The following is a 7,501-nucleotide window of genomic DNA, read 5'->3' on the forward strand; positions in this document are numbered from 1 at the left end:
CGGATGACAACCGTCGCGCTAGCCGAATCCTTCGCTCCAGCCGTCAGGCACGACCACAATGGCCGCCATGACCAGCCCGTCATCGACGCTCGCAACATCGAGGTCGCCTTCAAGGTCGAGCACGGCACCGTCGAAGCGGTCAAGGACGTCTCGTTCCAGCTCTATCGCGGCGAGACGATCGCGATCGTCGGCGAATCCGGCTCCGGCAAGTCGGTGACGGCGCGCACCGTGATGGGGCTGCTATCACGGCGGGCGACGGTATCGCCGCGGTCGAGCGTCGACTATCACGGGCAGAACGTCCTGAAATTCTCCGAGCGCGCCCGGCGCAAGCTGCGCGGCAACCGCATCTCGATGATCTTCCAGGAGCCGATGAGCTCGCTCAATCCGATCTACACGGTCGGCAGCCAGATCGTCGAAGCGATCAGGGTGCATCGCAAGGTGGGCCGCAGGCAAGCCTGGGCGCGGGCGCTCGAGCTGCTCGAACATGTGCAGATCCCCGACCCCGCGGCGCGGCTCAAGCAATATCCGCACCAGCTCTCCGGCGGACAGCGCCAGCGGGTGATGATCGCCATGGCTCTGGCCAACGAGCCCGACGTGCTGATCGCCGACGAGCCGACGACGGCGCTCGACGTCACGGTCCAGGCGCAGATCCTGAACCTGATCCGCAACCTGCAGAAAGAGCTCAGGATGGCGGTGATCCTGATCACGCACGACCTCACCGTGGTGCGTAAGTTCTCCGACTACGTCTACGTCATGCAGCATGGCGAGATGCGCGAGCATAATGTCACGGAGCGGCTGTTTGCCGATCCGCAACATCCCTATACGCAGCGGCTGCTTGCCTCCGAACCGCGTGGACGGCCGAAGCCGCTGCCGGGGAAGTCCGACACCATTCTCGAGGCGAACGGTGTGCGCGTCTGCTTCACGCTGCGCCACGGCAGCTTCCTGAAGCCGGACTGGCGCGAGCTGGTCGCGGTCGACGACCTTGACTTGAAACTTTGCCGTCACGAGACGCTGGGTCTGGTCGGCGAATCCGGCTCCGGCAAGACCACGTTCGGCCAGGCGCTGCTTCGGCTGCTTGACGCCAAGCGCGGCGAAATCCGTTTCGACGGCAAGCCGATCGAGAGCCTGTCGCGCGCCGAGATGCGGCCGCTACGCTCACGCATGCAGGTCGTCTTCCAGGATCCGTTCTCCTCGCTCAACCCGCGCATGACGATCGGCCAGATCATCGAGGAAGGGCTGGTGGTCAACCGGATCGGCGCGACGCGGCGCGAACGGAACGAGCGGGTGCGCGAGGCGCTGGTCAGCGCCGGCATGCCCGGCGATATCCTGTCGCGGTTTCCGCACGAATTCTCCGGCGGCCAGCGGCAGCGCATCGCGATCGCGCGGGCCATCGCGCTGGAGCCGGAATTCATCCTGCTCGACGAGCCGACATCAGCGCTCGACCTTTCCGTCCAGGCGCAGATCATCGACCTGTTGCGCAAGCTGCAGGACGAGCGCGGCCTGAGCTACCTGTTTATCTCGCACGACCTCAAGGTGGTGCGGGCGCTCTGCCACCGCGTCATCGTCATGCAGCACGGCAAGATCGTCGAACAGGGACCCGTAGACGAGGTCCTCACCAATCCCAAGACCGCCTACACCGAACGGCTCGTCAGGGCCGCTTTCGATGTGGCGTGAAGACATGCCGGAGGTTCACAGTGGCTAGAAATCCCAAGATCACCTTCATCGGCGCCGGCTCGACGGTGTTCATGAAGAATATCGTCGGCGACGTGCTGCAGCGGCCGGCGCTATCGGGCGCCACGATCGCGCTGATGGACGTCAACCCGCAGCGGCTGGAAGAGAGCGCCATCGTCGTCAACAAGCTGATCGCCACGCTCGGCGTGAAGGCGAAGGCCGAGACCTATTCCGACCAGCGCAAGGCGCTCTCCGGCGCCGACTTCGTCGTCGTCGCCTTCCAGATCGGCGGCTACGAGCCCTGCACCGTCACCGATTTCGAGGTGCCGAAGAAATACGGCCTGCGCCAGACGATCGCCGACACGATCGGCGTCGGCGGCATCATGCGGGGCCTGAGGACCGTGCCGCATCTGTGGAAGATCTGCGAGGACATGCTCGCGGTCTGCCCGGAGGCGATCATGCTGCAATATGTCAACCCGATGGCGATCAACACCTGGGCCATCGCCGAGAAATACCCTGCGATCAAGCAGGTCGGCCTCTGCCACTCGGTGCAGGGCACAGCGATGGAGCTGGCGCATGACCTCGACATTCCCTACGAGGAAATCCGCTACCGCTCGGCCGGCATCAACCACATGGCCTTTTATATCAAGTTCGAGCATCGCCAGCCGGACGGGTCCTACCGCGACCTCTATCCGGATCTCGTCCGCGCCTATCGCGAAGGGCGGGCGCCGAAGCCGGGCTGGAACCCGCGCTGCCCGAATAAGGTGCGCTACGAGATGCTGACCCGGCTCGGCTACTTCGTCACCGAAAGCTCGGAGCATTTCGCCGAATACACGCCCTATTTCATCAAGGACGGCCGCCCCGACCTGATCGAGAAATACGGCATCCCGCTCGACGAATATCCGAAGCGCTGCATCGAGCAGATCGAAGGCTGGAAGAGACAGGCGGAAGCCTACCGCTCGGCCGAGCGGATCGAGGTCGAGGAATCGAAAGAGTACGCCTCCTCTATCATGAACTCGGTGTGGACCGGCGAGCCGTCGGTGATCTACGGCAATGTGCGCAACAATGGCTGCATCACCTCGCTGCCTTTCGACTGTGCGGCGGAAGTGCCGTGCCTGGTCGATGCCTCGGGCATCCAGCCGACCTATATCGGCGAGCTGCCGCCGCAACTGACGGCGCTGATCCGCACCAACATCAACGTGCAGGAACTGACGGTGCGGGCGCTGATAAGCGAGAACCGCGAGCACATCTACCATGCGGCGATGATGGACCCGCACACCGCGGCCGAGCTCGACCTCGACCAGATCTGGTCGCTGGTCGACGATCTCATCGCCGCTCACGGCGACTGGCTGCCGGCCTGGGCGCGCACGCGTAGAAAGACCCAGGCGGCCTGAAAGATCAGGCGCCGGCCTTCTCGCGCTCGACGGCGCGCCAGCCGATGTCATGGCGGAAGAAGCCTTGCGGCCAGTCGATATGGTCGATCGCCGCATAGGCTCGTCTCTGAGCCTCTCCGACAGTGGCGCCGGTTGCCGTGACGTTGAGCACCCGCCCGCCATTGGCGACCAGCGCGCCGCCATTGATGGCGGTGCCGGCATGGAAGATCTCGGCCCCTTCGCCTGCGGCCTCGTCGAGGCCGCGGATGACCGAGCCTTTTTCCGGCGTACCGGGATAGCCCCTCGCCGCCATCACGACGGTCAGCGCCGCCTCGTCGCTCCAGCGCGCCGACATATGCGCCAACTGGCCGTCGACGGCGGCGTTGAGCAGGATGAGCAGGTCGTCCTTCAGCCGCATCATCAGCACCTGACATTCCGGATCGCCGAAGCGGGTGTTGTATTCGATCAGCTTCGGGCCCTGGTCGGTGATCATCAGTCCGGCAAACAGGATACCGGCGAAGGGCGCGCCGAGATTGGCCATGCCGCGCATGGTCGGCTCGATGATCTCGCGCATGGTGCGCTCGGTCATTTCCGCCGTCATCACCGGCGCCGGCGAATAGGCGCCCATGCCGCCGGTGTTCGGGCCGGTATCGCCATCGCCGACGCGCTTGTGGTCCTGCGCGGTGCCGAAGGGTAGCGCTGTGGCGCCATCGCAGAGGCAGAAGAAGCTCGCCTCCTCGCCGGTCAGATATTCCTCGACGACCACCTCCGCGCCGGCGGTGCCAAAAGCGCCTTCGAAACAGGCCTCTAGCGCGGCGAGCGCCTCCTCCAGCGTCATGGCGATGGTAACGCCCTTGCCGGCGGCGAGCCCATCGGCCTTGATAACGATCGGCGCGCCCGTCTTCTCGACATAGGCCTTGGCCGAGGCGAGGTCGCCGAAGCGGCCGTAGGCGGCGGTCGGGATGTTGAATTTCGCGCAAAGGTCCTTGGTGAAGCCTTTCGAGCCCTCGAGCCGCGCCGCCGCCTTCGACGGACCGAAGACGCGGATGCCCCAGGCGCGCAGGTCGTCGGCGATGCCGGCCACCAGCGGGCCTTCCGGACCGACCACGACGAGATCGATCTTCTTTTCCTGGCAGAAGGCGGCCACAGCGGAATGGTCGGACATATCCAGCTTGACCAGTTCGGCGACGCTGCCGATACCCGGATTGCCGGGCGAGGCATAGAGCTTGGTAAGCAGCGGCGAGGCGGCGATCTTCCAGGCAAGCGCATGTTCGCGGCCGCCCGAGCCGAGAAGAAGAACGTTCATGGCCACCTCTTGCTGATCGTCTCCCTGAACCCGCTATTGCTCCGCGGGCGACGGGTCAAGGCGTCTCGGCAATTTGGTGGCAAATGCGCACGGGAACATGGCCCGCATCAAGACATGATCGGGCAAGTTTGCCGGTCGAGAGGAAACCGATCCGGCCTGGTCAGCTCCGGAAGATGACTTAGCTTCGGAAAACGACGGGGAACCAGTCCTCGCGCAGTTTCTGGCCGGGCTTCATGTCGTGGCCAGGATAGGGCGGCGAGGTGCGGCCCGGCCGCTCGACATAATGCGCGTCGTCGCCGACCCAGCGCAGCGACAGCGCCCGGCGCCGGGCCGAGGTCAAGTTGCCGCGCGCGCCATGGGCGGTGCGGAAGTCGAACAGGATGGCATCGCCCGGCTCCATCTCCCATTCAAGCACTTTCATCGAAGGGTCGTTGTCGGGATCGGGCACCGGCAGATAGTCGCCTTCGCCGGCATAGAAATTGCTGTCGTTCAGCCAGCGCACCGGCAGGACCATCTTTTCCCATTTATGCGAGCCGGCGATCAGCCGGAGCGTGGCCTCCTTCACCGGATCGATGGGGATCCAGAAGCTCACCGTCTGGCTGCCATCGACGAAATAGTAGGGAATATCCTGATGCCAGGGCGTCGGCTTCTGCGTGCCGGGCTCCTTGACCAGAACGTGGTCGTGGAAGAATTGCGCGCTGCGCGACTGCATGACCGCTGCCGCGAGCTCGGCGGCCGGCGATTCGCGTACGATCCTGACGAATTCCGGGATGCGCTCCCAGTTGCAATAATCGTCGAAGAAGCTGCCCTTGCCGCCGGCGATGTCGGAGGCGGTGGCGCTGCGGTTCTGCATGTTGCGCTCGATGCCGCCGGCGATGACATCGACCCAGTCCTTGAAGGCGCCGCGGATGCAGACAGCGCCGTCGCGCTGGTAGTCTGCAATCGTTCCGGCATCGATTTTTGCGTTGGCCATCACGCTCTCCTTGGGCTGATGGCCGACTATCGCAAGCGCCCCATATCGGGTAAAATAATAACTTCTCATCTCACTTATAGTTTTACTCTATGGCTTTGACCCTCACGCAGTTGCGCTATCTCGTCGCCGTGGCGCGCTACGGCAGCGTCACCATGGCCGCCAAGGCGCTGAACGTGTCGCAGCCTTCGATCTCCGTGGCGATCGACAATGTCGAGGATGCGCTCGGCCAAAAGCTGTTCGTGCGGCAGCGCGGGAGCGGCATCGCGCTGACGTCGTTCGGCCGCAGCGCCGTGGCCAAGGCCAGGCAGGTTCTAGGCGAGGCGGATGAATTGGCCGCGCTCGGATCGCGCGAGGCCGATGTCGGCGGCGAGCTTGTGCTCGGCTGCTTCGAGGATCTAGCCCCCTACTTCGCGCCGGCGCTGATCCGCTCGTATTCGGAACGCTGCCCCTCGGTGACCGTCATTGTCCGCGACGAGAGCTTCGAGACGCTCGGACGACGACTGGCCGACAGCGCCATCGATCTCGGCCTGACCTACGATCTCGGCCTGCCGGCGCATTTCAAGCGCGTCCTTCTGCATGAGCTTCGGCCGCACGCGCTGCTGCCGGCCGGCCACGTGCTGGCGGACCAGCGGACCGTCAGCCTGGCGGATCTCGCCGCCCATCCGGTGATCAGCACCGACCAGCCGCACAGCTGGCAGCATATGCTCGATCTTTTCCTCAGCCGCGGCCTGTCGCCCATCGCACAGTCATCGACGAGTTCATTCGAGCTGCAGCGCTCCATGGTGGCCAACGGCTTCGGTGTCGCCGTCAGCTACACCAGGCCGCATGGCGACCGAAGCTATGACGGCCTGCCGCTGGTCTGCAAACCGCTCTCGGACCCCCTTCCTATGCAACGCATCATTCTGACCCACGACACGCGCCAGCGACTGCCGAAGGCGGCACTCGCCTTCATAGAGGTCGCAAAAGCGTGGTTCGCCAGTCACGATGTTTTCACTGCTTGAGCGACAACGCGGCCGCTTGACGCCGCCTGCCGCTGCTGCCACCACTCCAGCACAATGGAAACCATCCAGTCCAAAGCAAACCAGGGCCGCGTCGCCGACGCGCCGAGCGGCCATTGGGTCTACCGGGTGCTGCCGCGCTGGCTGTGGCCCTACGCGCAGCTTGCGCGCTGGGACCGGCCGATCGGCTGGCAATTGCTCTTATGGCCCTGCTGGTGGTCGGCCGCCCTTGCGGCAAGCGCCTATCCGCGCCCGACGGACCCGCTGCTGACGCTGTTGCCGGCGCCCTGGTACCTGTTGCTGTTCTTTGTCGGCGCCGTCGCCATGCGCGGGGCCGGCTGCACCTACAACGACATTGTCGACGAGGACATCGACAACCAGGTCGAGCGCACCCGCTCGCGGCCGCTGCCGGCCGGCAAGATGACGCGCCGCCAGGCCTGGGCGTTCCTGATCATCCAGGCGTTGGTCGGGCTCGCGGTGCTCTTGCAGTTCAACAGCTTTGCCATCCCGCTCGGCATCGTCTCGCTCGCCATCGTCGCGATCTATCCATTCATGAAACGCATCACCAACTGGCCGCAATTCGTGCTCGGGCTGGCCTTCTCCTGGGGCGCGTTGATGGGATGGGCGGTCGAGTTCGGCGATCTCGATGGCCCGGCCATCATGCTCTATATCGGCTCGATCCTGTGGGTGATCGGCTACGACACGATCTATGCGCATCAGGACAAGGAAGACGACGCCATTGTGGGCGTGCGCTCGACGGCCCGGCTGTTCGGCGACAACACCAAGACCTGGCTGGTCGGGCTCTATGGCGGCACGCTCGTCTGCTTCGCCATCGCCTTCGCCTCGGCGCAGGTGCCGATGCCGGCGCTGGCCGGGCTGATCGCCGCCGGCGCGCATATGGCGCGCCAGATCATCCGGCTCGACATCAACGATCCGGATCAATGCCTGAAGCTGTTCAAGTCGAACAACCAGGTCGGCTGGCTGATCTTTCTGGGGCTGATCGGCGGCGCGCTGTGGGTGGCGCTTAAGCCGCTGGTGTAGCGAGGCTCCCCCTTCTCCCCTTGTGGGAGAAGGTGTCGCCGAAGGCGACGGATGAGGGGTGCTCCAGTGAAAGCCAGCGTCTCACTCCGCTGGAACACCCCTCATCCGTCTCGGCGCTGCGCGCCGATCCACCTTCTCC

6 protein-coding genes are annotated in these 7,501 nt (G+C 64.8%); 4 read left to right on the forward strand and 2 right to left on the reverse strand.

Features of this window, described 5'->3' with window-relative positions:
* Positions 1-3 precede the first annotated feature (3 nt).
* Positions 4-1,674 (forward strand): ABC transporter ATP-binding protein, encoded by a 1,671-nt coding sequence (locus RFM40_RS23530; protein ID WP_320278312.1) that lies wholly within the window; start codon positions 4-6, stop codon positions 1,672-1,674.
* 20 nt (positions 1,675-1,694) lie between these two features.
* A complete protein-coding gene (gene melA, locus RFM40_RS23535; protein WP_320278313.1) occupies positions 1,695-3,065 on the forward strand; it encodes an alpha-glucosidase/alpha-galactosidase in 1,371 nt (456 codons plus the stop codon).
* A 4-nt stretch (positions 3,066-3,069) separates the two neighbouring features.
* On the opposite strand, the gene purD is transcribed toward melA, so the two are convergent.
* Both purD and RFM40_RS23545 read right to left on the reverse strand, forming a co-directional pair.
* Positions 3,070-4,350, reverse strand: coding sequence for a phosphoribosylamine--glycine ligase (gene purD / locus RFM40_RS23540; protein ID WP_320278314.1), 1,281 nt, complete (start codon positions 4,348-4,350; stop codon positions 3,070-3,072).
* A 178-nt stretch (positions 4,351-4,528) separates the two neighbouring features.
* On the reverse strand, positions 4,529-5,323 hold the full coding sequence (locus tag RFM40_RS23545) for a phytanoyl-CoA dioxygenase family protein (RefSeq protein ID WP_320224170.1): 795 nt from the start codon (positions 5,321-5,323) through the stop codon (positions 4,529-4,531).
* Positions 5,324-5,412: 89 nt separating this feature from the next.
* Here RFM40_RS23545 and RFM40_RS23550 point away from each other — a divergent pair, with 89 nt between their 5' ends.
* Both RFM40_RS23550 and ubiA read left to right on the forward strand, forming a co-directional pair.
* A complete protein-coding gene (locus RFM40_RS23550) occupies positions 5,413-6,324 on the forward strand; it encodes a LysR family transcriptional regulator (protein WP_320278315.1) in 912 nt (303 codons plus the stop codon).
* A 54-nt stretch (positions 6,325-6,378) separates the two neighbouring features.
* Positions 6,379-7,362 (forward strand): 4-hydroxybenzoate octaprenyltransferase, encoded by a 984-nt coding sequence (gene ubiA / locus RFM40_RS23555; RefSeq protein ID WP_320278316.1) that lies wholly within the window; start codon positions 6,379-6,381, stop codon positions 7,360-7,362.
* The last annotated feature ends 139 nt before the right edge of the window (positions 7,363-7,501 follow it).

Source organism: Mesorhizobium captivum, assembly GCF_033977165.1.
In the GTDB taxonomy this organism is placed as follows: domain Bacteria; phylum Pseudomonadota; class Alphaproteobacteria; order Rhizobiales; family Rhizobiaceae; genus Mesorhizobium; species Mesorhizobium captivum.